This window comes from Nocardia amamiensis, from assembly GCF_015477605.1.
Taxonomy (GTDB): Bacteria; Actinomycetota; Actinomycetes; order Mycobacteriales; family Mycobacteriaceae; genus Nocardia; species Nocardia amamiensis_A.
The window spans coordinates 208,361-234,150 of record NZ_JADLQX010000011.1; the positions used below are offsets into that span (position 1 = coordinate 208,361).

Here is a 25,790-nt window from a genome sequence, read left to right on the forward strand (position 1 = left end):
GTCAGCCTCCGGCGACGGCGGGCAGGATGGTCACGCTCGCGTCCTCGGGCACCTCGGCCGCGAGACCACCGGCGAAACGCACGTCCTCGTCGTCGACATAGATGTTGACGTAGCGGTTGAGCTTGCCGTCCTTGAGCAGGCGCTCGGCGACACCGGGGTGGTTGGCCTCGAGGTCGTCGATCAGCGCGGCCAATGTGGCGCCCTCGGCCTGCACCCGCTTCTCACCTCCGGTGAGGCCGCGCATGATGGTCGGGATGGACACGGTTACCGGCATGGGTACTCCTCGTTTTCCGGAACAGGCATCGGTCTAGGTCTCATACGCGTCGACGATCCGCACCGGCTCCTCGGTGACCTCGCCGTCGACGATCCGGTAGCTGCGCAGCTCGTGCTGCTCGGGATCACGGGTGGAGATCAGCACGTAGTGCGCGAACGGCTCGGAGGCATACGACACGTCGGTCCGGCTCGGGTAGGCCTCGGTGGCGGTATGCGAGTGGTAGATCACCACCGGCGTCTCGTCCGCCTCGTCCATCTCCCGCCAGATCTTCAATTGCTCGCCGGAGTCGAAGCGGTAGAAAGTCGGCGAGCGCTCGGCGTTGACCATGGCGATGAAGCGCTCCGGTCGATCCGAGCCCTCCGGCCCCGCGATGACACCGCAGGCCTCATCGGGGTGATCGGCGCGCGCGTGCGCCACCATCGCCTCCACGAGGTCGGCCCTGATCACCAGCACGAGTCGCACACCTTTCCGCAACGCCGACCCATCGCAGTCGACAACGAGCCAGGATATTCGGCTATTCCCACGGACATATCGGGCGGTCCTGTGTTTGTCTCGCAGCGCCTGCGGCGCTGCGTGTTCGCGGCCCATTTGGGGCTCGCGTCCGAGCGGGGCCGCGAACGGGCAATGCTTGGTCTCGCTGCGCTCGAAAGCAGGAGTGGGGCCAGTGGTCGCGTGCGGTGGTGGCCGCAGGACTTGAATGCTCGCTGGCTGGCGGTGGCAGCGACCGGGGTGATGCCGCTGGCGGCTGTGTCGCGGACGCGGCGGCCATCAGGACGCGAAGGCCCGCCAGGCGTGACCATCAAACACCAAATACGTCGTGGTAGGCCGGGATGCCCGCGACCGCGTGCGCCGAGCGGATCGCGTCGACGACGGCGCGTTCGACGCATACCGCGGCCGCCGTGCAGATCTCGTCGAGGACAAGTAGATCGGCCGGAAAGGCGGGCGGCAGCGGAAGGTCGGGGCTCTCCTCGGCAGTCCCGGTGGCGAGCGCGAATATCGTGTCCCCGTCGAGCGGTGAATGCGCGGGACGGATCGCCCTGGCCAGGCCGTCGTGCGCGGTGACCGCCACCCGCCTGCATCCGGAGGGATCGAGCGGGGCGTCCGTCGCCACGACTCCGATCGTGGTGTTGAGCACCGTGCCCTTCACCGGCAGCGCATTGGCCGCGGCCAGCTGCTCGGCGGTCGGCGCGCGCAGGCCGAAGTACTCGGGTCCGTCGGTGCCGCACCCCCACGGCAACCCGGTGCGCGGATCGAACACCGACCCAACGGGATTGGCCACGATCAACGCGGCGACGGTGATCCCCGCGGCGGCGCCTTCGCTCAGGACGACGCTCGCGGTCCCCACCCCGCCTTTGATCGATCCCGCGCGAGCGCCGACCCCCGCACCGACCGACCCGCGGGCGAAATCGACCGCCGCTGCCTTCGCCGCCTGATAGCCGAACTCGGCCGTCGGCCGAATATCCCATGCCCCGACCGGAAGATCGAAGATCACCGCGCCGGGGACGATCGGCACCACCCGGTTCGGGTCGGTCGGATCCATCACGATGCCCGCGCCGTTCTCCTCCAGCCAGCGCATCACGCCGTCGGCCGCGGCGAGACCGTAGGCGCTGCCACCGGTCAACAGGATCGCGTCGACCTGGCGGACGGTGTTCATCGGATCGAGCAGGTCGGTCTCGCGGGTGCCAGGGCCGCCGCCGCGCACGTCGACCGACGCCACCGCGCCGCCCGGCACGCGGACGACCGTGCACCCGGTGGCCGCCCCGGCGCCCAGTGCGGCGTCGGGATCGAGGACGTGGTGATGACCGACCAGCACTCCGGGGACATCGGTGAGCGAACTGTTCTCCCCTGGCTCGGCTTTCACCATCTCTACTCCTCACGGCGGCTGGTCGACCGCGCCGATCTTCGCACCGGAGCCGGTCAGGGAGCCAGCGCTTGCAGCAGTGAGTCCTGCATCCAGGTCAGCCAGTGGTACACGTCCAGGTGCGGAGCGCGCGGATCTTCGGGCTCGAGATGGTCGGGCGTGTCGGCGTCGATGTTCAGCACCGTGCCGAGCGCGAGGCGCACGTCGGTGAGCGCGGTCAGCCACGCGTCGGCCTGCTCGGGGGTGATCACGATCTTGCCGCCCGCGCTCGGCACGGTATCCAGCACCACCGAGCCCGCGGCCAGCTTGGCATCGATGATGTCCGGCTCGTGCAGGCCGCGCAGCGCACTGTTGAGGTCGGCACGCTCGGCATCCGGCGAGCCGGGCTCGTTGCGGTGGAAGTCCGGGAGAAGCCTGCGCAGCCGCGGGTCGTCGGGCGGGGCGGTGTTGCCGGATCGTAATCCGGTCAGCGCGGCCAGATCGTCATCGGGGGCGGACGCGGCACGTTCGGTGAGCAGCCCGGAGACCGCGCCCACCAGTGACCGAAGCACATTGGCCTCGCGTGCGTCCATTTCGGAACGCAGTTTGAGACCGCTCAGCGAGTTCTTCCTGCTCCACTTACGCACGGCGTCAGGGTAGCGTCCTGGTCAGTCGTCCCGTTGCATGGTGGCCCAGAGGCCCGCGGCGTGTAGCCGCTGGACATCATGTTCCATCTTGTCCCGGGAACCGGACGAGACCACCGCCTTGCCCTCGTTGTGGACCTTCAACATCAGCTCGGTCGCCTTCGCTTTGCTGTAGCCGAACAGCTTCTGGAAGATGTAGGTGACGTAATGCATGAGATTGACCGGATCGTCCCAGACCACGGTCACCCACGGGCGGTCCTCCGCCTCCAGGATCTCGGTGTATTCGACCGCCTCTGGCGTCGCCTGTGCCGCCGAAACTGTCGCGTTCGCGGCGCCCATGACGACGTCACCCCGGACTATGTTGCACAAGGCCATAACGTCAAGGGTACGACTCGACTCCCGATAAACAAGCCCACGCAGCCCCGATTCGCGCTTTCCCCGGTTCACCGGGACGATGCCCGCGGCTGCGGCCCGGCCGTCGTGTCTACAGTGACTGCGTGGACCTGCGTGACGGCGCCGCGAGCACGGCGCTGCTGACCGACCAGTACGAACTGACCATGCTCGCCGCGGCGCTCGCCGACGGTTCGGCACGGCGGCAGTGCACCTTCGAGGTGTTCGCCAGACGTTTGCCCAATGGTCGTCGCTACGGCGTGGTCGGTGGCACGGGCAGGTTGCTCGAGGCACTGCGGCGTTTCCGCTTCGATGACGCGGAACTCGCCGTGGCCGCGCCGTTCTCGGATCGGCAAACCCTCGACTGGCTGCGCGACTATCGATTCACCGGCGACATCGACGGCTACGCCGAAGGAGAACTCTATTTCCCCGGCTCCCCGATCCTCTCGGTACGCGGCAGCTTCGCCGAATGCGTGGTGCTGGAGACGCTGGTCCTGTCGATTCTCAACCACGACAGCGCGATCGCGTCGGCGGCAGCGCGCATGGTGAGCGCCGCCGGTGGGCGCCGGATGATCGAGATGGGCTCGCGGCGCGCCCACGAACACGCCGCACCCGACAGTTCCCGCGCCGCGTATCTGGCCGGTTTCGACGCCACCTCCAATCTGGAGGCGGTGCGCCGCTACGGTATTCCGGGCGCGGGCACCAGCGCGCACGCGTTCGTCCTGCTGCACAGCGGCCCCGACGGGGCACACGAGGCCGAAGCGTTCCGCAGCCAGGTGCGGACGCTCGGGATCGGGACGACGCTGCTGGTGGACACCTTCGACATCACCAAGGGTGTGGCGACCGCCATCGAGGTGGCAGGCACCGAACTGGGCGGGGTCCGGATCGACTCCGGCGACCTCGGCGTGCTGGCCCGCCAGGTGCGCGACCAGCTCGACGCACTCGGCGCCACCAAGACCCGCATCGTGGTCTCCGGTGATCTCGACGAGTACGCCATCGCCGCGCTGCGCGCCGAACCGGTCGACGTCTACGGCGTCGGCACGGCGCTGGTCACCGGATCGGGCGCGCCGACAGCGGGAATGGTCTACAAGCTCGTCGAAGTGGACGGGTTGCCGGTGGCCAAACGCAGCAGTCACAAACAATCGCGCGGCGGCACGAAGAAGGCGATCCGGTTGGCCCGCGACACCGGCACGATCGTCGAGGAGATCGTCTACCCGGCGGCCGGACCGGTGCCGCCGTCGAACGGCTTCCGAGCCCGTGAGCTGCTCGTCCCGCTCGTCCGCGGAGGTGCGCAGGTCGAGGACCTGCCTGCACTGTCCGACAGCCGCGACCTGGTCGCCCGCGGGCTGATCAGCCTGCCTTGGGAGGGCCTCAAGTTGTCCTCGGGCGAACCGGCGATCGTGACCACCTTCGTCTGAGGTCAGCGCCTGCGCTCGGCGACACGGCGCACCAGCAGCAGGCCGACACCGAACAGCAGCGCGAATACCGCGCCCATGAGCGCGAAGCGCACCCACGCCGATGGCTCGCCGGGCCGGTCGCCGAGGACGAACGACAGCGTGAGATAGACGGCAGTGGCGATGGTTACGCTGACGAACAGCCTTGCGTGACGCATAACGGTCTCCATGCTGGGACCCGGCGGACCGGGCGGAAGAAACGGACATCCGGTAATCACCGCGCGCAGTGGCGGCGTTTACATCGCGTCCACCGGAATTTTCCCGCGCGTCGGGTGAACCGGTCGTCCGACCTAGCGGCAGAATCTCGATAGGTCACCAGTCACACCGCGGGAGGTCACCGTGACCCGAGCACTGATCATCGTCGACGTCCAGAACGATTTCTGCGAGGGCGGATCGCTCGCGGTCACCGGCGGCGCCGCGGTGGCCGCCCGGATCAGCGAGCATCTCGCGGCGGCGAACTACAGCGTGGTGGTCGCGACCCGCGACTACCACATCGATCCCGGCGCGCACTTCTCCGACGAGCCCGACTACGTGGACAGCTGGCCGCCGCACTGCCGGGTCGGCACGCCAGGCGCCGACTTCCACCCCGCCCTGACCATCGGCCCGATCCACCAGATCTTCTCCAAGGGCGCCTACACCGCGGCCTACTCCGGTTTCGAGGGCAGCACCGAGGACGGCACCGGACTGGCCGACTGGCTGCACGACCGCGGCGTGGACGCCGTCGACGTGGTCGGCATCGCCACCGATCACTGCGTGCGCGCCACCGCGCTGGACGCGCGCATCGAGGGTTTCGACACCCGCGTCCTGCTCGATCTCACCGCCGGGGTCGCACCCGACACCGTGACCGCCGCGCTGGACCGCATGCGCGGGGCCGGCGTGGATCTCGAAGGCAGCATCAGCCGGTAGACCGTCCGGTCTCGCTGACCGGGCCGGCCTGTCGGAGGCACCGAGTAGGCTGCTCGCGTGTCCGAACTTCCGCCCGTTTCCGACCTTTTGGCCACCGCCGTGCAGGCGCTCGGCGGGAAGGAACGCGCCGGGCAGGTGACGATGGCCGCGGCGGTCGATCACGCGATCGATACCAAGGAGCACCTCGCGGTGCAGGCGGGCACGGGTACCGGCAAGTCGCTGGCGTATCTGGTGCCGAGCCTGCGCCACGCGGTGCGCACCGGTCGCACCGTGGTGGTCTCCACGGCGACGATCGCGCTGCAGCGCCAGCTGGTCGACCGGGACCTGCCACGGCTGGCCGAGGCGTTGCGCGGGCCACTGGGCCGGACGCCGAGGTTCGCGATTCTCAAGGGACGCAACAACTATCTGTGCTTGAACAAGATCAACAGCGCCATCCCGGACGAGCCCGCCGAGGCGGAGCTGTTCGACGCGTTCGCGATCTCCCGCCTCGGCCGCGAGGTGCAGCGGCTCAACGACTGGGCCTCCGACACCGAGACCGGAGATCGCGACGAACTCGCCCCCGGGGTGAGCGACCGCGCCTGGCGGAAGGTCAGCGTGTCGTCGCGGGAGTGCCTGGGCAAGTCGCGCTGCCCGTTCGGCCAGGATTGCTTCGCCGAGCGCGCCAGGACGGAATCGGCGCAGGCCGACGTGGTGGTGACCAATCACGCACTGCTCGCGATCAATGCGATCAGCGGCATCCAGGTGCTGCCCGAGCACGACGTGGTGGTCATCGATGAGGCGCACGAACTGGTCGACCGGGTCACCGGCGTGGCCACCGCCGAGCTCGCCCCTTCCGCGATCAGCGCCGCGGCGCGGCGCTGCGCCAAACTCATCGACGAGCAGGAGGTGGACCGCCTCGAGGGCGCCGCCGATGCCTGGCACACCGTGCTCGACGAGCTGCCCGCCGCGCGCTGGGACACCCTCCCCGACGGCGTCGCCCCGGTACTGGCCCTGATCCGGGACGCGGCCTGGAACGCGCGCACCGCCCTCGCGCCGCCGGGCGCCACCACCGCCCAGGGCGATCCGGAGGGCGCCGCGGCCCGCAATCTGGCGCTGGCCGCCATCGATGAGGTGCACGACAGCGCGGTGCGCGCGCTGACCGCGTTCGAGGAGCCCGATCCGGCGGCCCGGCGCGACGTCATATGGTTGGCGGCCGACGAGGTCCGCGGCGTCGTACGCCGCTCGTTGCGCATGGCCCCGCTCTCGGTCGGCGGTTTGTTGCGCAGCAGGCTCTTCGGCACCGCCACCGTCGTGCTGACCTCCGCCACGTTGCAGATCGGCGGCTCGTTCGACGGGCTCGCGATCACCTGGGGCCTGCCCGCGCAGTCGGGCAACCGCGTCGACCCGGCCACCGCGAACGGCGCGGAGGCGCCGTCGGACGCCGAGACCGTCCGCTGGAACTCGCTCGATGTCGGCTCTCCGTTCGACCACGCCAAGTCCGGCATCCTCTACGTCGCCAAGCACCTGCCCGCACCGGGACGCGACGGCTTGGCGCCCGCGTACCTGGACGAGATCGAGCGGCTGATCACCGCGGCGGGCGGACGCACCCTCGGGCTGTTCTCCTCGATGCGCGCGGCGCGCGCGGCCACCGACGCGTTGCGCGACCGGTTGCCGACACCGATCCTGTGCCAGGGCGAGGATGCCACGGGGGCGCTGGTCCGCAAGTTCGCCGACGACCCGGAGACCTCGCTGTTCGGCACACTGTCACTGTGGCAGGGTGTCGACGTGCCGGGACCTTCGCTGAGCCTGGTGATCCTGGACCGCATCCCGTTCCCACGCCCGGACGACCCGCTGCTCACCGCGAGGCAGCGTGCGGTGGAGGCGCGCGGCGGAAACGGATTCATGACGGTGGCCGCCAACCATGCCGCGCTTCTGCTGGCGCAGGGCACCGGGCGCCTGCTGCGCAGCGTCGAGGATCGCGGTGTGGTGGCCATCCTGGATTCCCGCCTCGCCACCGCTCGCTACGGCGGATATCTGCGCGCTTCGCTGCCGCCGTATTGGGAGACCGCCGACCCCGACGTCGTGGTCAAAGCGCTGGGACGACTCGCCGCAGCGGCGGTGTGATACCGCGCACACCCACCGGTCTATATTTCCAGACGGAAGTAGATTGGTGTGCGGTACTTCGGTGACCCCCAATTCCCACACCGAACGTATCGATCGTCCCCGCGCCAAGCCCTGCACGCGGCGCGGGGACACCACCGAATCCCTTGTCCGGCGATGCGATCTCAGCCGCGCACGGCCACCGCGTCGACTTCGAACAACATCCCGGGTAGCGCGAGCGCGGCCACTCCGGTCAGCGTCTGCGCGGGCGGCCTGTCGCCCCAGATCGCCGCGATCTTCTTGCCGAGCACGGCCAGCTTGTCCAGGTCGTGTTCGACGATATGCGTCCGCAATTGCGCGACGTCGGTGAAGTCCAATCCCGCCGAGCGCAGCGCGATGCCGAGATTGGCGAACGCGTTGTCCACCTGAGCCGCGAAATCCATGCTGGTGGTGTGCCCTTCGGCGTCCGAGTCGTACTGCCCCGCGATGAACACCAACTCCCCGCGTGCCGTCGCCACATGGCTGTAGCCGAATCCGGTCGGGTCGTGCAGTCCGGCGGGGTTGCTGATCTCGACGGCCATGGTCATCTCCTTGCTCGGTTGTCTTCTGCTGCAACACCGAAACGACGATCCAGCAGGCCGCGGTGTGACATGACGCCGGCCGGAAACGACCGCGGCGCGGCGACCCGAGGTCACCGCGCCGCGAATTCGGCTATGGCTCAGAGCACCCACTTCAGGATCAGCGTGAGGATGCCGGTCACGACCCCGAGGATCACCGCTCCCACACCCCACACGAATCCCTGACGCTCCCACGGACGTCCCGCATCCAACGAGATCTTGCCGGGACCGGTGAATGCCAGTCCCACGGCCGCGGCCGCGAACAGCACTCCCATCTCGTATCCCTTGCCGGTCAGCAGGCCACCGCTCCAGGTGACGTTGATCGCGTTGATCATGGTGCCGAGCACGGCGGCAGCGGCCAGCGGGGTCAGCAGGCCGAGCAGCAGCAGCAGGCCGCCGCCGAGTTCGGTCAGGCCGGCCAGCGTCCCGAAGATCTTCCCCGGGTTGTAGCCCATTTGCTCGAAGCCGTCGGCGTTGGCTCGCCAGCCCGGGCCGCCCCACCAGCCGAAGAGCTTCTGCGCGCCGTGCGCGGCGAGCAAGCCGCCGAAGACGACTCGCACGATCAGCAAGCCGATGTCGGCGGACATCGCGTCCAACTGGGTGTTCCCGCTGCTGCGTTCGAGTACGGATTTGATGGTCATGCTGGTCCTCATCCCTGCAAGTCGTTCCCGGACATGGTGCCTCGGCAAAAAAACCGGACTGCGGTCCGATTGTCGCACGAAGGGCTCAACTGCCCAACCCACTCGGCTTATTCCACGGTCCGGTGAGTGAGATGGTTCAGCGCGAAAGCGAGCGAGAGGTTACTCCGCGAGGAAGAAGAAGTAGCCGAGGAAGACCACCATCAGCGCCCACATGGCCGGGTGCACTTCCTTGATCCGGCCCCTGGCCACCATGACGACCGGGTACAGCAGCATGCCCATGGCCAGGCCGTTGGCGATGGAGTAGGTCAGCGGCATCATCACGATGGTGACGAACGCCGGAACCGAGTACTCCAACCGGTTCCACTCGATCTGGCCGAGCGCGCGAGCCATGAGGATGCCGACCACGATCAGGGCGGGCGCGGTGATCTCCACGGCGCCCGCCACCACCGCGAAGATCGGGTAGCAGAACATCGCGACAAGGAACCAGCCCGCCGTGGTGACGGCCGTCAGCCCGGTACGGCCGCCCGCCGAGACGCCCGCGGTCGACTCGACATAGGCGGTGGTCGTCGAGGTGCCGATGACGGCGCCCGCCATGGTGCCCACCGAATCCGCGGCCAGCGCGCTGGCGGCACGCGGCAGCTTGCCGTTCTCGTCCAGCAGCCCGGCCTGGTTCGCGACGCCGATCAGGGTGCCGGAGGCGTCGAAGAAGTCCACGAACAGCATGGTGAGCACCACCACCGCCATTTGCGCGGTGAACGCGTCGGGGAGGTGGATGATCGCCTGGCCGAAGGTGTGCTCGAGTCCCCTGGGTGCGGCGACCACGCCGCTGGGCAGATCGACCAAGCCGCTGACGATGCCGACGATAGTGGTGAGCACGATGCCGTAGAGCACCGCGCCGTGCCAGCCGATCACCAGGAACACCAGGGTCACCAGCAGCCCGAACAACGCGAGCAGCGTCGTGCCCTTGGTGAAGTCGCCGAGCGTGACCAGCGTCGCTTCGCTGTTCACCACGATGCCCGCGTTCCGCAGCCCGAGAAACGCCACGAACAGCCCGATGCCCGCGCCGACGGCGAGCTTGAGCTGCATCGGAATGGCATTGAGGATGCGCTCGCGGATCTTCGTGACCGCGAGGACGAAGAAGATCACGCCCGACAGAAACGTGCCCGACAGCGCCACCTGCCACGGAATCCCCATGCCGAGCACCACCGAGTACGCGAAGAACGCGTTGAGTCCCATCCCCGGTGCGAGTGCGATCGGGTACCGGGCCCACAGGCCCATCACCAGCGTGCCGAACACCGCGGCCACCGCGGTCGCGGTGAACACCGCCTGCATGGGGATGCCCTTGTCGCCCAGCGGGCCCTGGTCGCCGAGAATCGCCGGGTTCACCGCGAGGATGTAGCACATCGCGAGGAACGTCACTGTTCCCGCCATGAGCTCCCGCTTCACGGTCGAGCCGGTCGATCGGACGCCGAAGTATCCGTCGACGCGTCCTCGGGTCCGGTGCAGAACGTCGGTGACCATGGCTGACTCCAGTGCGGAACGAAAAGGGATTCCAGGCACGGTAGCCGACGATTCACTGCCTCCGGCAACTCGCGTCAGCCACCGACGACGCTTCCGTGATCAACGCCACGAAACGAACCAGCGGCGACGCCACACCCGAGGTTGCGGCCCATTCGGCCCTGGCGAGTCGGGGCCTCTCGTCGGGCGTGAGTGGCGGGCCGGTCCGGATCGCCGGAAGCTACGCGCTCGGCGCGGACACCAAGCCGAACTCCGCGTCGGAGGCCAGCAGGTCGCTGTGCGGCAGCACGCGCACGGTATAGCCGACCGCGCCGGACAGGGGGACCGGGGTGTCGACGGTGAACAGCTCCACGCCGGAATCGGACCCGCTGTGCGTCATCGGGACCGTCGTGATGTCGGAGAGGTCATCGGTCGCGGACACCCGTCCGAGCACCGCCTGGACCACGACGTCCGAGACGCTCAACCCGCCGAGCTCGACGCGCGCGGTCAGCGACAGCCGCGCCCCGATGACCGGCGTGTCCGGCAGCCCCGCGCTGTCCACCTGGATCACCTTGACCGACGGCCACGCCGACTCCACCCGGTGGCGGTACTCCGCGATCGCGTGCGCGACCGCGAAATCGTCGGCCGTCGCCCGCTGGTAGGCCGCGGCGGCAGGGGCGTAGTACTCCACCGCGTAGTCGCGGACCATCCGGGAGGCCAGCACGTTCGGCCCCAAGGTCTGCAGGGTGTGCCGGACCATCTCGACCCAGCGCACCGGCATGCCCGACGCGTCGCGATCGTAGAAGCGCGGCGCGACGGTGCGCTCGAACAGGTCGTAGAGCGCGGCGGCCTCCAGGTCATCGCGGCGTTGCTCGTCGCGGACGCCGTCCGCCGTTGGGATGGCCCAGCCGTTCTCGCCGTCGAACATCTCGTCCCACCAGCCGTCCCGGATGGACAGGTTGAGCCCGCCGTTCAGCGCGGACTTCATGCCGGAGGTGCCGCACGCCTCCAGCGGGCGCAGCGGGTTGTTCAGCCAGACGTCGCAACCCCAGTACAGGAAGCGAGCCATAGACATGTCGTAGTCGGGCAGGAAGACGATCCGGTGCCGCACTTCCGGATCGTCGGCGAAGCGCACCACCTGCTGGATGAGCGCCTTGCCGCCGTCGTCGGCGGGGTGGCTCTTGCCCGCGACCACCATCTGCATCGGACGGCGCGGGTCCAGCAGCAGGGCGCGCAATCGCTGCGGATCGCGCAGCATCAGGGTGAGGCGCTTGTAGGTCGGCACCCGCCGCGCGAAGCCGACGGTCAGCACGTTCGGATCGAAAACCCCGTTGACCCAGCCGAGTTCGGCCTCCGCCGCGCCGCGTTCCAGCCAGGACGCCCGCAATCGGCGGCGCACTTCCTCGACCAGGATGCCGCGCAGCGTGTTCCGTGTCGACCACAGCTCGGTGAGGTCGACATCGCGCAGCCGTTCCCAGCCGCGCGCCTCCTCGACCAGCTCCGCCCCGATGTGCTGACGGGCCTTGTCCACCCATTCCCGCGCTGCCCAGGTGGTGGCGTGCACACCGTTGGTGACGGACCCGATCGGCACCTCCGCGGGGTCGAATCCGGGCCACAGCGAGGCGAACATGGACCGGCTGACCTCGCCGTGCAACTTCGAGACGCCGTTGGCGCGCTGCGCGAGCCGCAGTCCCATGTGGGCCATGTTGAAGACGGAGGGGTCGGCTTCCCGTCCGAGCGCGACGATCCGGTCCACGGAAAGGCCGGGCAGCAGCGCGGATTCGGATTCGCCGTGCGCGCCGCCGAAGTAGCGGCGCACCATCGGCATCGGAAACCGGTCGATGCCCGCCGGGACCGGGGTGTGCGTGGTGAACACCGTGCCCGCCCGCACCGCGGCCAGCGCGGCATCGAAATCTTGTCCAGCCGCGACGAATTCGCGGATGCGCTCGACGCCGAGGAAGCCCGCGTGGCCTTCGTTCATGTGGAACACGTCGGGATCGGGCAGCCCTTCCACCGCCGTGTAGGCGCGGACCGCGCGGACGCCGCCGATGCCGGCCAGGATCTCCTGCCGGATCCGATGTTCCTGGTCGCCGCCGTAGAGGCGGTCGGTGACCGCGCGCAATTCCGGATCGTTCTCGGCGATGTCCGAGTCGAGCAGCAGCAATGGAATCCGGCCGACCTGCGCGATCCACACCCGCGCGCGCAGCACCCTGCCCTCGGGCATGGCCACGTGGATGAGCACCGGCGAGGCACCCGAGGTGAGCGCACGCAGCGGAAGGCCTTGCGGGTCCAGCGCCGGATAGTGCTCGGCCTGCCAGCCGTCCGCGGACAACGACTGCCGGAAGTACCCCGAGCGGTACAGCAGTCCCACGCCGATCAGCGGCAGTCCCAAATCGGATGCGGCCTTCAGGTGATCGCCGGCCAGGATGCCCAGCCCACCGGAGTAGTTCGGCAGCACCTCGGTAACGCCGAACTCCATCGAGAAGTAGGCGATGCCTTGCACCCCCTCCTCCCCGGCGCGACGCTGGAACCAACCCGGCGCCGCCAGGTAATCGCGCAGGTCCGCGGCCGCGGCGTCCACCCGTGCGACGTAATCCGGATCGGCGGCCAGCTCGTCCAACCGCGCCGCGGGCACCTCGCCCAGCATCCGGACCGGATCATGCCCCATCTCCTGCCACCGCCGCGGATCCAACGCGGCGAACAGGTCCTGCGTCGGCGGATGCCACGACCAGCGCAGGTTGGTGGCGAGCTCACCCAGGGCCGCCAAACGCTCGGGCAGATGGGCACGGACGGTGAAACGACGCAATGCCTTCATTGGGTAGAACCTACACGGGACCGGGCGGACACGCCGTGCTGGCGTACTGGCGGAATGACCTCCGACCTGCACGTTTCGCCCCGATGCCCGGCCGGCAGCGCCACTTACCCGAAGCCGGGTAACCAGCTCTACCGTCACGGAACGGACACGTGACGCTCACCGGCCCCTTTGTCGCAAACGCCGCCCACCTGGAGTTCCGGAGCTCGTCGCGACGTACGGCATGCCGCTACCCGATCGAGACCCGCGCTCGGTTGTGAACTCCGGATCGCGGGGCAAACCCTCAAGCTGTGCGGACCATCCGGCCGCATCAACCGAATCAGTCCGGGAGTGATCAAGATGTGGACGACAGCACACCCGAATCGCGCCCGCAAACGCCACTTGTCGCGGGTCGGAGCAGGCATCACCGGAATCGGAGCCATCGCGACCACCCTCGTGCTCGTCGCACCGAACGCCGGGGCGGCAGTCACATCGGTCAGCGCGGCGCAAGGAATGAGCTTCGGTTTCGCGAATTACGGCACCAACTGCGAATACCGCGTGACGGCCATGATGGACAGTGCTTCATCTTCCGACCCGGTCATGTTCACCGACAGCGCCGGCGGCACTTTCTCCCCGAATCCTGCGCAGGTGAGCGGCAACCAGGCCACCACGACTTGGACGCCCACCGCGACCGGACAACACACCATCTCCGCGACGCAAGGACCCTCGACGACACCAGGGACCGCCATGACGCAGGGAACGGCCGCCGTGAGCACACCAGCGATGACGGTCGGCAACGGCATGAACCTCGGCATCGCGTGCCTGGTAATGCCGTAAGCGCCGCACAGCGGTGCGGCGCGAGCGAGCCGAATGCGGCCACCGTATGACAGCCGCTCAGGCCGAGCAACGGGGACCGCACGCCCATCGGACACCCTGAACGGCTCGCTCACCTAGACACTTTTCGCAGCACGGCTGACGCGCGGCCACGTCGACGGATCGTCAGGCGGGCCGCAGCCAAACCGCGCTGTTCGGCGCGAGTGTCACCGTGGCCGAGGCGGGTCGGTCGTGCCATCGCTCCTCGATCGCCATCACCTCGCCGAGGTTGCCGATACCGGCGCCGCCGTAGTGCACCGCGTCGGTATTGAGCAGTTCGAGCCAGCGGCCCGCGTGCGGAAGGCCGACGCGGTAGGCCTCGTGCATCGATCCGGAGAAGTTGTAGACGCACGCGACGACCGAGCCGTCCGAGCCGTAGCGCAGGAACGCCAGCACGTTGTTGACGCGGTCGTTCGCCTCGATCCACGCGTAGCCGCCCGGCGTGGTGTCCTGACTCCAGAGGGCGGGACAGGCGCGGTAGACCGCGTTCAAGTCCCGCACCAGCGCGGTTATGCCCTGGTGCAGGGGGTTGTCCAGTTCGTGCCAGTCCAGGCCGCGGTCGTGCGACCACTCGCGGAACTGGCCGAAGTCCTGCCCCATGAACAGCAGCTGCTTGCCGGGATGCGCCCACATGTAGGCCAGCAGCGCCCGTACGCCACACGCCTTGGCGAAATCGTCACCCGGCATCCTGGTCCAGAGCGTGCCTTTGCCGTGCACCACCTCGTCGTGGCTGATCGGCAGCACGTAGTTCTCGCTCCAGGCGTACATCAGCGAGAAAGTCATCTCGTTGTGGTGCCAGCCGCGGTGCACCGGGTCGCGGCCGAGGAACCCTAGGGTGTCGTGCATCCAGCCCATGTTCCACTTCATCGTGAACCCGAGTCCGCCGACGTCGGTGCCACGGGTGACGCCGGGCCAAGTGGTGGACTCCTCGGCAATGGTGACGACGCCGGGGTGGTTGCGGTGCACGGTGTCGTTGAGGTCTTGGAGGAAGTCGACGGCCTCCAGGTTCTCCCGGCCACCGTGCACGTTGGGTTCCCACTCGCCTTCCGCGCGCGAGTAATCCAGGTAGAGCATGGAGGCGACCGCGTCCACGCGCAGGCCGTCGATGTGGAATTCCTCGATCCAGTAGTGCGCGTTGGCGACCAGGAAGTTGCGCACCTCCGGTCGGCCGAAATCGAAGACGTAGGTGCCCCAGTCGAGTTGCTCGCCGCGGCGCGGGTCGGCGTGTTCGTAGAGCGGGGTGCCGTCGAAACGGGCCAGCGCCCATTCGTCGCGGGGGAAGTGCGCGGGGACCCAGTCCAGCAGTACTCCGATGTCCGCGGCGTGCATGCGGTCGACGAAAGCGCGGAAGTCGTCGGGGGAACCGAAACGCGCCGTCGGCGCATAGTAGGAGGTGACCTGGTACCCCCACGAACCGCCGAACGGATGCTCGGCGACGGGGAGCAATTCGATGTGGGTATATCCGGCCGCCTGCACGTATTCGACGAGCTGGTCGGCCATTTCCCGATAGCCGAGGCCGGGACGCCACGAGCCCAGATGCACCTCGTAGACGCTCATCGGCGCTCGGGTCGGGTCGGTGGCCGCGCGCCGCTCCAGCCAGGCGTGGTCGTGCCACACGTAGTGGCTTTCGGCGACCACCGAAGCCGTGGCCGGAGGTTGTTCGGTGGCGAAGGCCAGCGGGTCGGCGTGATCGACGGTGCGTCCGTCGGCGCCGTGCACCCGGTATTTGTATTTGCTGCCCGGTCCGACACCCGGGACGAAGACCTCCCAGATGCCGGAGGAGCCCAGCGAGCGCATCGGCGCGGTATTACCGCTCCAGCCGTCGAAATCCCCGATCACGGTGACGCCGCGGGCGTTCGGCGCCCACACCGCGAACGACGTGCCCTGGACTTCGCCGTCCAGGGTGGTGTACCGGCGCGGATGCGCGCCGAGCACTTCCCACAGACGCTCGTGGCGGCCCTCGCCGATCAGATGCAGGTCGAGGTCGCCGAGCGTGGGCAGGAAGCGGTAACCATCGGCGCTGATGATCGTCTGACCGCCGGGATAGGTGGTCACGACGCGATAGTCCATGAGTTCGGGATGCGGCACCACCGCGGCGAACACGCCGTGGCCAACGGATTTCAGCGCATGGTCGACGCCGCCCACTCGCACCGACACCGTTTCCGCATGTGGTCGCAGTACCCGCACGGCCGTGCCATCGGGATGGGGATGCGCGCCGAGCACTGTGTGCGGGTCGGCGTGCGTGCCCGCCGCGAGCAGCATGAGGTCCCTTCGCCTCATCGCAGCGTCCTGCGATAGGCCAGCTCGGTGCGGGCCTGCTGGGATACCGGCGGCAATGTGATGATGTGCGCGACCGCGTGGGCGGGGTCCAACCGCACGTAATTGGTCTGGGCCCAGTGATATTCCTCACCGCTGACCTCGTCGTACACCACCGGGTGGTCGTGCCACTCGCGTCCGATCGCGGGCAGGTCGAGCGAGAGCATGCCCCACTCCGCGCCGAACGGGTTCAGGTTCACCACGACGAGTACGGCGTCGCCGCTGGCCGGGTCGATCTTGGAGTAGGCGAGCAGCGCGTCGTTGTCCACGTGATGGAAGTGCAGGCAGCGTAACTGCTGCAGGGCCGGGTGCGCGCGACGGATCTCGTTGAGCCGGGTGAGCCACGGCTCCAATGATTCCCCGCGGGCCAGCGCCTCGGCGAACGGGCGCGGACGCAGCTCGTACTTTTCCGAGTCCAGGTACTCCTCGCTCCCCGGACGCACCGCCTGATGCTCGAACAGCTCGAAACCCGAATACACGCCCCAGGTGGGTGCGAGGGTGGCAGCCAGCACCGCACGGATGGCGAACATGCCGGGACCGCCGTGCTGCAAGCTCTCGTGCAGGATGTCCGGGGTGTTCACGAACAGGTTCGGGCGGGCTTCGTCGGCCTTCGCGGCCAGCTCGTTGCCGAACTCGGTGAGCTCCCACTTCGCCACCCGCCAGGTGAAATACGTGTAGGACTGGCTGAATCCGCGCCGCGCCAGCCCGTAGAGCCGGGCGGGGCGGGTGAACGCCTCGGACAGGAAGATCACGTCCGGGTCGGTGCGGCGTACGTTCGCGATCAGCCATTCCCAGAAGTCGGCGGGCTTGGTGTGCGGGTTGTCGACGCGGAAGATCTTGACACCCAAGTCGATCCAGTGCCGTACCACGCGCAGCACCTCGGCGTAGAGGCCATCGGGGTCGAGATCGAAGTTGACCGGGTAGATGTCCTGGTACTTCTTCGGCGGGTTCTCGGCGTAGGCGATGCTGCCGTCGGGCAGGGTGATGAACCATTCCGGATGGGCCCGCACCCACGGATGGTCGGGCGCGCATTGCAGAGCGAGATCGAGCGCGACCTCCAGGCCGTGCCGGTGCGCCGCCGCGACGAACGCGGCGAAATCGGCCTCCGTGCCCAGCCCGGGGTGCACGGCATCGTGACCGCCATGCTTCGAACCGATCGCCCACGGCGAGCCGACATCACCCGGCTCCGCGGTGAGCGCGTTGTTGCGGCCTTTGCGGTTCACCTCGCCGATCGGGTGGATCGGCGGCAGGTACACCACGTCGAAGCCCATGCCGGCGATACGCGGGAGTTGCTCGGCCGCGGTCGCGAAGGTGCCGTGGACCGGCTTGCCGGTGGCGTCGCGACCGCCGGTCGAGCGTGGGAAGAATTCGTACCACGAGCCGTAGAGCGCGCGGTGCCGCTCGACGTGGACTGTGTGCTGGGGACCGCGGGTGACCAGGTCGCGCAGCGGTGTGGCGCGCAGGATGTCGGCGACTTCCTCGGTGAAGGCCGGGGCCACCCGCGCGGGTAGCTGCTCGGCGCTGCGCAGTGCCGCCGCGACCGCCCGCAGGCGCTCGAACTGCTTCTTCGGGACGGCCTGCGCGGCGCGCTCGAACAGCCGGGCACCCAGCTCGAGGTCGTTGTCCAAGTCGGCGGCGCTCTGCCCGACGGCCAGCTTCGCCTCGATCGCCGAGCGCCAGGTGGCGATGGGGTCGCTCCACCCTTCGATGCGGTAGGTCCACGTGCCCGCGGCGTTCGGGGTGAACGTGGCATTGAACACGTCGGGTTCGTAGTCCGGCGTCATACGGACACGGGTTGGTCGCGCCGCGCCGGGGCCTTTCACGACCAGCGTGGCGGCGACGGCGTCGTGGCCTTCTCGCCACACCACGGTGCGCACCGGGAATACCTCGCCGACCACGGCCTTGGCAGGCCGACCGCCTGCGATGGACGGGGCAGTGTCATCGATAGCGATGCGGCCGGTCACGGGACCAACCTACCGGTACACCGCGCGGAGGACCGGGTCAGCGGGCATTCCGGAGCGGATTCGGCACGCGGGCGGGCTCGGTCAGCGTGCGTCGGCGGCGAGTCCGAGACCAAGGGCGACCAGGATCGCGGCGAGTGCGCGCTCGACCCGCTGCCGGACGCCGGTCCGGCGCAGCCAGGCACCCGCGCGGTCGGCGGCCAAGACCACTCCGACGCACCAGGCGGTGTCGATCACCAACTGGATGAGCGCCAGGATCAGCACGGTCGGCAGCACCGGCCCGTTGGTGGGAAGGAACTGCGGCAGGATCGTCAGACCGAAGACGGCCGCCTTGGGATTCGCCGCGATCGAGAGCAACGACGCGCGGAAGGCGGAGCCGGGCGTGCGGCCCGACGGGAGCAACTTCGTCATCGCGCTACCGAACTCGTCCCCGCCGCGCGCACCCCGCCACGCCTGCACGCCGAGCCAGATCAACACCAGCGCCCCGACGATGTGCACCGCTGTATGCATCGCCCGGTTCGCGACCAAGAGCACCGACAGACCGGCCCCGCCTGCGAGCGTCCAGCCGAGCACGCCGATTTCGTTCCCGGCCACGGCCGCCAGGCCCGCGGTGCGTCCGTCCCGTACCGAGCGCTGCAGGAACAGAGCGGTCGCCGGTCCCGGCAGCGCCGCGAGAATCAGGCAGGCCAGCAGGAATTGGGGAAGAACGTGAACCCAGTGCGGCATCAGCCGATGGTCCCAGTTCCGCCCCGGCTCGGCCATTGGTTTCCGGGGCCATCTTCGCGGGCATCCCGGGAAGTCGCGGTCAGGCGGACCGCGGCCAACTCGAAAAGGCGCCGGCCCGCGCGCTCAGTACAGTGCGGCGGCGAGCTTACGGCGCGCGGACACGACGAACGGCTCGGCCTGGTCGAACAGCTCGAACAGTTCCAGCAGGCGCGTGCGCGCCTTCGTGCGCTCGTCGCCCGCCGTGCGCTTGACGACCTCGATCAGCCGGTCGAACGCCGCCTCCGGTCGCTGCTGGAACAGCTCCAGGTCGGCGGCGTCGATCGCGGCGTCGACATTCGACGGGTCGGCGTCCGCGGTCGCGATGGCCCCCTCCGGAAGCTCCTGCGCGCGGGCGAGGAACCGCAGCTGGCGCAGCGCGCCCTTGGCCTCCTCGTTCGCCGGCTCGGCGGCGAGGATGGCCTCGTAGGCCGCCTCCGCGCCAGCCAGGTCACCCTGCTCCAGCGCGGCCTCGGCCGCCGCGAAACGCGGGTCCTCGGCCGGCTGCTGTGGCTGTCCACCGCCCTCCAGCTTGCCCGCCACCGCGTCGACCACCGCGTCCAGCCACTGCCGGACCTGCGGCTCCGGCTGCGCGCCCTCGAAGTCGGCCAACGGCTGCCCGGCCGCGATCGCGATCACCGTGGGGATGCCCTGCACCCGCAGCGCCTGCGCGATGCGCATGTTGGCCTCGGCCTCGACGGTGGCAAGGTCCCAGGCGCCGCCGTCGGCGGCCACCAGACGCTCCAGCGTCCGGACCAGTTCGACGCTGCCCGGGCTGCGCTGCGAGTACAGCACGACCACCACGGGCACCTGCATCGAGCGACGCAGGACCTTGGTCTCGAAATCGGCCTCGGACACCGCGTAGTCGCCGGCCGCACCGCCCGCGCCACTCGCGGGCTGCTTCAGGCTGGACAGATCGACCGCGCCGGACATGGCGGCGGCGACAGCGGGCGAAGGACGGCGTGCGGCTGGTCGATTCACAACGTCCAGTTTGTCACGACGTGGCCGACGCGGGCGCCGCGGACTCGGCCGAAATACCGTTGCTCAGCTCACCCAGCTGACCCGAACGCACCGCCCAGACCTCGAACAGCACCGTGCAGAACGGCGGAATGCTCGATATCAGCGCGAGGATGGTGGTCTTGGCGCTCCAGCGCAGCTCGCGCGCCGCCACGATGGCGATGAGAACGAACACCACGAACACGATTCCGTGCGTCATGCCGAACACCTTGACCGGCCACATCACCGGCTCGGGAATCCGCTTGAACACCATGCCGATGATCAGCAGCAGCCAGGAGATCGCCTCCAGCACCGCGACGAAACGGAAACGCTTGGCCACAGTGCTCAGGTCGAAGACATTGCCCATGCGCCCCATTGTGCCGGATGCACTACATCCCGTCGTAGTTGAACGGATCACACCCGGACACAGCGGGACCTCGCATGCCCCGCGTCAGACGCGGACGATCAGCGCGTCACCCTGACCGCCGCCACCGCAGAGTGCGGCCGCGCCGACACCGCCCCCGCGGCGCTTCAGCTCCAGCACCAGGTGCAGCAGGATGCGCGCACCCGACATGCCCAGCGGGTGGCCGATGGCGATGGCGCCGCCGTTGACGTTCACCTTCTCCGGGTCGATGCCCAGCTTGCGAGTGGAAGCGATGCCGACCGCGGCGAACGCCTCGTTGATCTCCACCAAGTCCAGCTCGGCGGGCGAAATGCCCTCGCGGGCGCAGGCCTTGGCGATGGCGTCGGCGGGCTGGTCCTGCAGGGTCGAGTCGGGGCCCGCGACCACGCCTGCCGCGCCGATCTCGGCGATCCAGCTCAGACCGAGCGACTGCGCCTTCTCCTTGCTCATCACCACGACCGCGGCCGCGCCGTCGGAGATCTGTGAGGCGGTGCCCGCGGTGATCGTGCCGTCCTTGCGGAACGCTGGGCGCAACTTGGCCAGCGACTCGGCCGTGGTGTCGGCGCGGATGCCCTCGTCGCTGGTCACCAGCACCGGATCGCCCTTGCGCTGCGGCACCGCGACCGGGACCACCTCGTCGTCGAAGACGCCGTTCTTCCACGCGGCCGCCGCACGCTGGTGCGAGGCCGCCGCGAACGCGTCCTGATCCGCTCGGCTGACCGGCTCGCTGTCGTTGCGCTGCTCGGTGAGCGCGCCCATCGCCTGGTCGGTGAAGATGTCGTGCAGGCCGTCGTAGGCCATGTGGTCGCGCAGCGTCACGTCGCCGTATTTGAAGCCTTCGCGGCTCTTTTCGAGCAGATGCGGCGCCTGGCTCATGGACTCCTGGCCGCCCGCGACGACGATCTCGTACTCTCCGGCCCGGATCAACTGGTCGGCGAGGGCGATCGCGTTGATGCCGGACAGGCAGACCTTGTTCAACGTCAGCGCGGGCACGTCCATGGGAATGCCCGCGGCCGCCGCCGCCTGGCGGGCGGGAATCTGGCCTGCGCCTGCCGTGAGCACCTGACCCATGATCACGTAGTCGACCTGGTCGGGCGCGACGCCGCCCTTCTCCAGCGCCGCCTTGATGGCGAAACCGCCCAAATCGGAGCCGCTGAAGTCCTTCAGACCCCCGAGCAGCCGGCCGACCGGGGTACGCGCACCGGAGACGATCACGGAAGTGGTCACGACGAGCCTCGCATTCGTAGATCTGCCCGCGCCTACCCGCGGCGCGAGAGCAAGTTTTCCTACTCAACGGTAGCGGGTCCGGCTCACGCGTCCTGGGCCAGGTCGCGCTACGTTCGACTGGTGAGCACCGTTACGGATCAGTCATCTTTCATCCCCGCGGACTACGTGACCGCGGTCGACCACGTCGGCATCGCGGTGCCCGACCTGGATGCCGCGGTGGCCTGGTACGCCGAGAACCTCGGCATGGTGGAGACCCATCGCGAGGTCAACGAGTCGCAGGGCGTGCACGAGGCCATGCTGTCGCTGCCCGGCGCACCGGACCGAGCGACCGCCCTGCAATTGCTGGCGCCGCTCAACGCGGAGTCCACCATCGCGAAGTTCATCGACCGCAGCGGCCCGGGCTTGCAGCAACTGGCCTACCGGGTGACCGACATCGACGCCGTCTCCGCGTACCTCCGTGCCAAGGGGCTGCGTTTGCTGTACGAAGCTCCACGGCCCGGAACGGCCGATTCCCGCATCAATTTCATCCACCCGAAGGATGCTGGCGGTGTGCTGATCGAGTTGGTCGAACCGAACGCGAATGTTACGCACTAGTATCAAGGTCAGGTCGAGAAAACTCGTCGGAATGACATTCGCAGTCGAGTCACCATCGGGTGTCCTCAGGCTGTAGTTTGTGTGCCATGTCGTCACCCGAGTCCGATCGCAATCGCTTCGTTGCACTGCCCTTCACCGTTGTGCGCAAGGGTTATGCGCAAGACGAGGTGCGTAATTACTTCGACCGCTTCGACGCGGAACTGAGAGTCACCGCCACCGACCGCGATGCCGCTGCGGCACAAGCACGTAACCTCGCAAGCCAGCTGGAAGACGCGCGCGACGAGATCGACGAACTCCGCAAGGAGGTCGACCGACTCTCGGTGCCGCCCACCACCGCGGAAGGCATGTCCGACCGCATTTCCCGCATGCTGCGCCTGGCCTCCGACGAGGCGTCCGAGGTCCGTGCCCTGGCGCAGGCCGAGGCAGCGGAAATGGTGTCGATCGCCGAGCAGCAGGCCACCGAGATGCGTGGCAAGTACGAGTCGCTGCTCGCCGAGACCAAGGAGAAGCGCGAGGCGCTCGAAATCGAATTCGAGCAGACCCTCGCGAACGCACGCACCGAGTCCGCCAAGATCATCGAGGCCGCCCAGGCCGAGGCCGACCGCATCGCGAAGGAAGCCGACGCGAAGCGCAAGGCCACCCAGCAGGACTTCGAGGCCACCATGGCCGAGCGTCGCACCAAGCTCACCCGCGCGATGGAAGAGCTGGAGGCCACCAGCCGCGCCGAGGCCGCCCAGCGGATCAAGGACGCCACCGACGAGGCCAACCGCCTCATCACCTCCGCCACCCAGACCTCCGAGCGCAAGATCGCGCACGCGAAGGAACTGGCCGAGGAGATGCGCGTGCTGCGCGGTCGCGTGCTCGCCCAGCTGCTCGGTATCCGCGGTCAGCTCGACTCGGTGCCCGCGATGCTCGCCGCGGTCAACCGGGAAAGCGAACTGCTGGACGGCGTTCCGGATCAGCGCAAGTCGATCGGCGGCGGCACCAAGTCGGTCACCGGCTCGCGTCAGAAGGCGATCCCCGAGGTCGCCACTGAGGACGACGAGATCGACTCGGACGAGCGCGAGAGCGCCGACATCAGCAACTGACGTCGGGCCACGGCGACTGAAGCAGCACCAACCGAATTCACCGAAGGCCGCCCCGCACCGGGGCGGCCTTCCCTAATTCCAAGACCTCCACGTCCGCAACGACTATCGCGGCAGCGAGAACCCACGCGTCAGGCTCTCCGCCGACCGGCGGAGAGGTCCGGCATAGTCGATTGCCGCGAGCTGCCGGTCAGCGTGCCGCTTGCGCCCCCGGGTACAGCGCGGTTGCGCAGTTCAACGTTGTGCCGACGGCAGCGTGCAGACACCCACCGGTGCCTCGACCGGATAGTGCTCGCTGTCCAGGCCATCGCGCTCGGGTTCAGCTGAGCCTCGAAAAGCAGTCCGGGAGCGCACATCCGGCCGATCAGCGGCGCTCCGCTACTCCCGGAAGCCTGTTGCTGGTCTTCTGGCGCGTCAGGACCAGCGCCGGGTGATTCTGCGTGTTCGGCGAGCGTTCCAGCATCCACGGTGCCAGTGTCTGCGATCGTCCTCGCCGCCGTCGGCGGGCCAGGCGACAATGTGGGCGACCCCGGGCGCGATCTCGTGGTCGCAGCCGGGGCAGCGGTAGGTCTTGATCGCACGGGTGCCTGGGATCGTGCGGACAACGTACGTCTCGTCACCGTCCGGTCCCGCCTCCATGCGACCGAACACGCCCCCGAGCGGTGCCCGCGAGCGATCAGCGTGGCGATCCGAACGCGGCTTCCGGCGGGGCATGCGCCAAGCCTATTACCCGCTCGCGGGCCGTCCGTACCCCGGCTTCAGAACAGGCGGAATTCGTTGCTCTCCGTGCCGCGTAGAGCGTCGTAATCGAGGGTGAGACAGCGGATGCCGCGATCCTCGGCGAGCGTGCGGGCTTGCGGTTTGATCTGCTGGGCCGCGAAAACGCCGGTGACCGGGGCCAGCAGCGGGTCGCGGTTGAGCAGCTCCAGGTAACGGGTGAGCTGTTCGACGCCGTCGATCTCGCCGCGTCGTTTGATCTCGACCGCGACCGTGCCGCCGTCGGCGTCCCGGCACAGCAGGTCCACCGGTCCGATCGCGGTCATGTACTCGCGGCGGATGAGTGTGTAGCCCGCGCCCAGCGTCTGCACGTGCTCGGCGAGCAGCTCCTGCAGGTGGGCCTCCACCCCGTCCTTCACCAGGCCCGGATCGACGCCCAGCTCATGCGAGGAGTCGTGCTCGAAGTCCTCGATGGTGATGCGAAGTTCTTCCCCGGCCTTGTTCGAGACCACCCACAGTGCCTTCGCGCCCTCCGGGAGCGGGGTGTCGCCGTTGCGTTCCTCCAGCCAGCACGGCGGGCTCATCCAGTTCAGCGGCTTGTAGGAGCCGCCGTCGGAGTGCACGAGCACCGAGCCGTCCGCTTTCATCAGTAGCAGCCTGCGGGCCATCGGAAGATGGGCGGTGAGTCGCCCTACGTAGTCGACCTGGCAGCGAGCAATCACTAGGCGCACCCAAGCACTGTAGGTGAGCGCCCAAATGCCGTTGCGGTCAGCCCATCAGCAGCATCGCCGCGAGGAGCGCGCTCACGACGAGCAGCGCGATTTCGACCTGGGTGAGCCTGCGCCGGGCGATTGTTCTCGCGCGAATCATGAAGATGCCGGAGGCCGTCCCGATGATGAACGCCACGAGGTGACCGACGTGGGTGAAAGTCTGCCCGAGCAGTACACCCCCGATGGCAACGGCCGACCACGCTGTGGTCCAAGCGATCCGCCGCCGCTGCGGCACGGCCGCGACCAGTGCGCCCACCAGCGCCATGGCGCCGTAGCTGATGCCGACGTCTTCGGCCCAACGGACGCTCCCTGGAACCCACCCAGCTTCTACGCCCAACCACAAACCGGCCGCCACAAGCAACGTGGCGCCGATGTGACCGGCCAGGAAGACGCCGACCAAATGCACTGCACCGAAACGGAGTTCCGCAAGGGCGAGCAAACCGGCGAGCAATGGGATGATGACCCAGGCTCCCGCGACGTCACCGATCACGAACGCGCTGGACAGCAGCGTTCCGATTCGACCACTCAGGAGGTTGTGCAGATTGGTACTCGCGTGCAGCACCATCCGCGTCTGCGCGGAGTCACTGAGCACGGAGAAAACCGCCGAGACCGCGATCAGCGCCGCCACATAACCGGCCGTCGCGGGCAATCTCTGCCGCCACCAACGCGATTGCGCCTGCGTGCGGGGATCGAGCGGCGCCGAGGCGTTCGGCGTCGGCGCGACGACCATATCTACCTCCATCGTCCGCAGGATAACCCTGCTCCGTAGCCGTCGCGGCGTTCTGCCGAGACTTTCGCCCATATACGACGAAAGGCCCTCGACATGGTCGAGGGCCTTTCGTGAAGGATGTTCCGGCGGTGTCCTACTCTCCCACACCCTGTCGAGTGCAGTACCATCGGCGCTGGCAGGCTTAGCTTCCGGGTTCGGAATGGGACCGGGCGTTTCCCTGCCG

25 protein-coding genes and 1 rRNA gene are annotated in these 25,790 nt (G+C 68.6%); 6 read left to right on the forward strand and 20 right to left on the reverse strand.

Going from position 1 to position 25,790, the window contains the following annotated elements:
• Position 1: 1 nt before the first annotated feature.
• From IU459_RS17010 to clpS, 5 genes are all read right to left on the reverse strand, one after another.
• Positions 2–274: a MoaD/ThiS family protein gene (locus IU459_RS17010; RefSeq protein WP_195130508.1), complete on the reverse strand. Its 273-nt coding sequence runs from the start codon at positions 272–274 to the stop codon at positions 2–4.
• A gap of 33 nt (positions 275–307) precedes the next feature.
• Positions 308–727: a Mov34/MPN/PAD-1 family protein gene (locus IU459_RS17015; RefSeq protein WP_195130509.1), complete on the reverse strand. Its 420-nt coding sequence runs from the start codon at positions 725–727 to the stop codon at positions 308–310.
• 346 nt (positions 728–1,073) lie between these two features.
• Positions 1,074–2,138, reverse strand: a complete 1,065-nt coding sequence (locus tag IU459_RS17020; protein ID WP_195130510.1) for a P1 family peptidase — start codon at positions 2,136–2,138, stop codon at positions 1,074–1,076.
• Positions 2,139–2,191: 53 nt separating this feature from the next.
• Positions 2,192–2,761, reverse strand: coding sequence for an oxidative stress transcriptional regulator AosR (aosR, locus tag IU459_RS17025; protein WP_195130511.1), 570 nt, complete (start codon positions 2,759–2,761; stop codon positions 2,192–2,194).
• Between the two features lie 21 nt (positions 2,762–2,782).
• Positions 2,783–3,133, reverse strand: coding sequence for an ATP-dependent Clp protease adapter ClpS (gene clpS / locus IU459_RS17030; RefSeq protein ID WP_157129003.1), 351 nt, complete (start codon positions 3,131–3,133; stop codon positions 2,783–2,785).
• A gap of 122 nt (positions 3,134–3,255) precedes the next feature.
• Here clpS and IU459_RS17035 point away from each other — a divergent pair, with 122 nt between their 5' ends.
• A complete protein-coding gene (locus tag IU459_RS17035) occupies positions 3,256–4,566 on the forward strand; it encodes a nicotinate phosphoribosyltransferase (RefSeq protein WP_195130512.1) in 1,311 nt (436 codons plus the stop codon).
• 2 nt (positions 4,567–4,568) lie between these two features.
• On the opposite strand, the gene IU459_RS17040 is transcribed toward IU459_RS17035, so the two are convergent.
• A complete protein-coding gene (locus IU459_RS17040) occupies positions 4,569–4,760 on the reverse strand; it encodes a hypothetical protein (RefSeq protein ID WP_195130513.1) in 192 nt (63 codons plus the stop codon).
• Between the two features lie 181 nt (positions 4,761–4,941).
• Here IU459_RS17040 and pncA point away from each other — a divergent pair, with 181 nt between their 5' ends.
• Positions 4,942–5,508: a pyrazinamidase PncA gene (pncA, locus tag IU459_RS17045; RefSeq protein ID WP_195130514.1), complete on the forward strand. Its 567-nt coding sequence runs from the start codon at positions 4,942–4,944 to the stop codon at positions 5,506–5,508.
• A 57-nt stretch (positions 5,509–5,565) separates the two neighbouring features.
• A complete protein-coding gene (locus IU459_RS17050) occupies positions 5,566–7,611 on the forward strand; it encodes an ATP-dependent DNA helicase (protein ID WP_195130515.1) in 2,046 nt (681 codons plus the stop codon).
• 161 nt (positions 7,612–7,772) lie between these two features.
• Here IU459_RS17050 and IU459_RS17055 read toward each other — a convergent pair whose 3' ends face one another.
• The 4 genes from IU459_RS17055 to glgP form a co-directional block, all read right to left on the reverse strand.
• The gene (locus IU459_RS17055; RefSeq protein WP_195130516.1) at positions 7,773–8,168 is read right to left on the reverse strand and encodes a RidA family protein; all 396 of its coding nucleotides are present in this window, start codon (positions 8,166–8,168) and stop codon (positions 7,773–7,775) included.
• A 137-nt stretch (positions 8,169–8,305) separates the two neighbouring features.
• Entirely contained in the window at positions 8,306–8,845 is a 540-nt protein-coding gene (locus IU459_RS17060; RefSeq protein WP_195130517.1) for a DoxX family protein, read from the reverse strand.
• Between the two features lie 159 nt (positions 8,846–9,004).
• Positions 9,005–10,366, reverse strand: a complete 1,362-nt coding sequence (locus tag IU459_RS17065) for an NCS2 family permease (RefSeq protein ID WP_324198903.1) — start codon at positions 10,364–10,366, stop codon at positions 9,005–9,007.
• 217 nt (positions 10,367–10,583) lie between these two features.
• The gene (glgP, locus tag IU459_RS17070; RefSeq protein WP_195130518.1) at positions 10,584–13,157 is read right to left on the reverse strand and encodes an alpha-glucan family phosphorylase; all 2,574 of its coding nucleotides are present in this window, start codon (positions 13,155–13,157) and stop codon (positions 10,584–10,586) included.
• A 336-nt stretch (positions 13,158–13,493) separates the two neighbouring features.
• Between glgP and IU459_RS17075 the strand changes: the two genes are divergently transcribed.
• Positions 13,494–13,970, forward strand: coding sequence for a hypothetical protein (locus IU459_RS17075; protein ID WP_195130519.1), 477 nt, complete (start codon positions 13,494–13,496; stop codon positions 13,968–13,970).
• A gap of 162 nt (positions 13,971–14,132) precedes the next feature.
• Here IU459_RS17075 and glgB read toward each other — a convergent pair whose 3' ends face one another.
• The 6 genes from glgB to IU459_RS17105 all read right to left on the reverse strand — a co-directional run bounded on the left by glgB (position 14,133) and on the right by IU459_RS17105 (position 21,671).
• A complete protein-coding gene (gene glgB, locus IU459_RS17080; protein WP_195130520.1) occupies positions 14,133–16,286 on the reverse strand; it encodes a 1,4-alpha-glucan branching protein GlgB in 2,154 nt (717 codons plus the stop codon).
• Positions 16,283–18,286, reverse strand: a complete 2,004-nt coding sequence (locus tag IU459_RS17085; protein ID WP_195130521.1) for an alpha-1,4-glucan--maltose-1-phosphate maltosyltransferase — start codon at positions 18,284–18,286, stop codon at positions 16,283–16,285. Before IU459_RS17085 ends, glgB begins: the two co-directional genes overlap by 4 nt.
• 81 nt (positions 18,287–18,367) lie before the next feature.
• On the reverse strand, positions 18,368–19,009 hold the full coding sequence (locus IU459_RS17090) for a LysE family translocator (protein ID WP_195130522.1): 642 nt from the start codon (positions 19,007–19,009) through the stop codon (positions 18,368–18,370).
• A gap of 123 nt (positions 19,010–19,132) precedes the next feature.
• A complete protein-coding gene (locus tag IU459_RS17095) occupies positions 19,133–19,978 on the reverse strand; it encodes a tetratricopeptide repeat protein (RefSeq protein ID WP_195130550.1) in 846 nt (281 codons plus the stop codon).
• 61 nt (positions 19,979–20,039) lie between these two features.
• The gene (locus IU459_RS17100) at positions 20,040–20,408 is read right to left on the reverse strand and encodes a DUF3817 domain-containing protein (RefSeq protein ID WP_440446498.1); all 369 of its coding nucleotides are present in this window, start codon (positions 20,406–20,408) and stop codon (positions 20,040–20,042) included.
• A gap of 84 nt (positions 20,409–20,492) precedes the next feature.
• Positions 20,493–21,671: an acetyl-CoA C-acetyltransferase gene (locus tag IU459_RS17105; protein WP_195130524.1), complete on the reverse strand. Its 1,179-nt coding sequence runs from the start codon at positions 21,669–21,671 to the stop codon at positions 20,493–20,495.
• A 120-nt stretch (positions 21,672–21,791) separates the two neighbouring features.
• On the opposite strand from IU459_RS17105, the gene mce reads away from it, so the two are divergent.
• Positions 21,792–22,265 (forward strand): methylmalonyl-CoA epimerase, encoded by a 474-nt coding sequence (mce, locus tag IU459_RS17110; RefSeq protein ID WP_195130525.1) that lies wholly within the window; start codon positions 21,792–21,794, stop codon positions 22,263–22,265.
• A gap of 86 nt (positions 22,266–22,351) precedes the next feature.
• Complete coding sequence (locus IU459_RS17115) at positions 22,352–23,353, forward strand: hypothetical protein (RefSeq protein ID WP_195130526.1); 1,002 nt, start codon at positions 22,352–22,354, stop codon at positions 23,351–23,353.
• 411 nt (positions 23,354–23,764) lie between these two features.
• Here IU459_RS17115 and IU459_RS17120 read toward each other — a convergent pair whose 3' ends face one another.
• The 4 genes from IU459_RS17120 to rrf form a co-directional block, all read right to left on the reverse strand.
• Positions 23,765–24,064 carry an ATP/GTP-binding protein gene (locus tag IU459_RS17120; protein ID WP_195130527.1) on the reverse strand — a complete coding sequence of 100 codons (300 nt, stop codon included), beginning with the start codon at positions 24,062–24,064 and terminating at the stop codon, positions 23,765–23,767.
• Between the two features lie 44 nt (positions 24,065–24,108).
• Complete coding sequence (nucS, locus tag IU459_RS17125; protein ID WP_195130528.1) at positions 24,109–24,798, reverse strand: endonuclease NucS; 690 nt, start codon at positions 24,796–24,798, stop codon at positions 24,109–24,111.
• Positions 24,799–24,835: 37 nt separating this feature from the next.
• Positions 24,836–25,579 carry a rhomboid-like protein gene (locus tag IU459_RS17130; RefSeq protein WP_228838018.1) on the reverse strand — a complete coding sequence of 248 codons (744 nt, stop codon included), beginning with the start codon at positions 25,577–25,579 and terminating at the stop codon, positions 24,836–24,838.
• 108 nt (positions 25,580–25,687) lie between these two features.
• A 5S ribosomal RNA gene (gene rrf, locus IU459_RS17135) occupies positions 25,688–25,790 on the reverse strand; the annotation flags it as partial.

What these genes read in the sequence shown, in the direction of transcription:
- IU459_RS17040 (WP_195130513.1), bottom strand. Translation starts at nt 4,760, where the DNA reads ATGCGTCACGCAAGGCTGTTCGTCAGCGTAACCATCGCCACTGCCGTC.
- IU459_RS17130 (WP_228838018.1), bottom strand. Translation starts at nt 25,579, where the DNA reads ATGGAGGTAGATATGGTCGTCGCGCCGACGCCGAACGCCTCGGCGCCG.
- IU459_RS17075 (WP_195130519.1), top strand. Translation starts at nt 13,494, where the DNA reads ATGTGGACGACAGCACACCCGAATCGCGCCCGCAAACGCCACTTGTCG.
- IU459_RS17055 (WP_195130516.1), bottom strand. Translation starts at nt 8,168, where the DNA reads ATGGCCGTCGAGATCAGCAACCCCGCCGGACTGCACGACCCGACCGGA.
- glgB (WP_195130520.1), bottom strand. Translation starts at nt 16,286, where the DNA reads ATGAGGCGAAGGGACCTCATGCTGCTCGCGGCGGGCACGCACGCCGAC.
- IU459_RS17020 (WP_195130510.1), bottom strand. Translation starts at nt 2,138, where the DNA reads ATGGTGAAAGCCGAGCCAGGGGAGAACAGTTCGCTCACCGATGTCCCC.
- IU459_RS17090 (WP_195130522.1), bottom strand. Translation starts at nt 19,009, where the DNA reads ATGCCGCACTGGGTTCACGTTCTTCCCCAATTCCTGCTGGCCTGCCTG.
- glgP (WP_195130518.1), bottom strand. Translation starts at nt 13,157, where the DNA reads ATGAAGGCATTGCGTCGTTTCACCGTCCGTGCCCATCTGCCCGAGCGT.
- IU459_RS17060 (WP_195130517.1), bottom strand. Translation starts at nt 8,845, where the DNA reads ATGACCATCAAATCCGTACTCGAACGCAGCAGCGGGAACACCCAGTTG.
- clpS (WP_157129003.1), bottom strand. Translation starts at nt 3,133, where the DNA reads ATGGCCTTGTGCAACATAGTCCGGGGTGACGTCGTCATGGGCGCCGCG.
- IU459_RS17095 (WP_195130550.1), bottom strand. Translation starts at nt 19,978, where the DNA reads ATGTCCGGCGCGGTCGATCTGTCCAGCCTGAAGCAGCCCGCGAGTGGC.
- IU459_RS17120 (WP_195130527.1), bottom strand. Translation starts at nt 24,064, where the DNA reads ATGCCCCGCCGGAAGCCGCGTTCGGATCGCCACGCTGATCGCTCGCGG.
- IU459_RS17065 (WP_324198903.1), bottom strand. Translation starts at nt 10,366, where the DNA reads ATGGTCACCGACGTTCTGCACCGGACCCGAGGACGCGTCGACGGATAC.
- IU459_RS17010 (WP_195130508.1), bottom strand. Translation starts at nt 274, where the DNA reads ATGCCGGTAACCGTGTCCATCCCGACCATCATGCGCGGCCTCACCGGA.
- IU459_RS17115 (WP_195130526.1), top strand. Translation starts at nt 22,352, where the DNA reads ATGTCGTCACCCGAGTCCGATCGCAATCGCTTCGTTGCACTGCCCTTC.
- IU459_RS17100 (WP_440446498.1), bottom strand. Translation starts at nt 20,408, where the DNA reads ATGGGCAATGTCTTCGACCTGAGCACTGTGGCCAAGCGTTTCCGTTTC.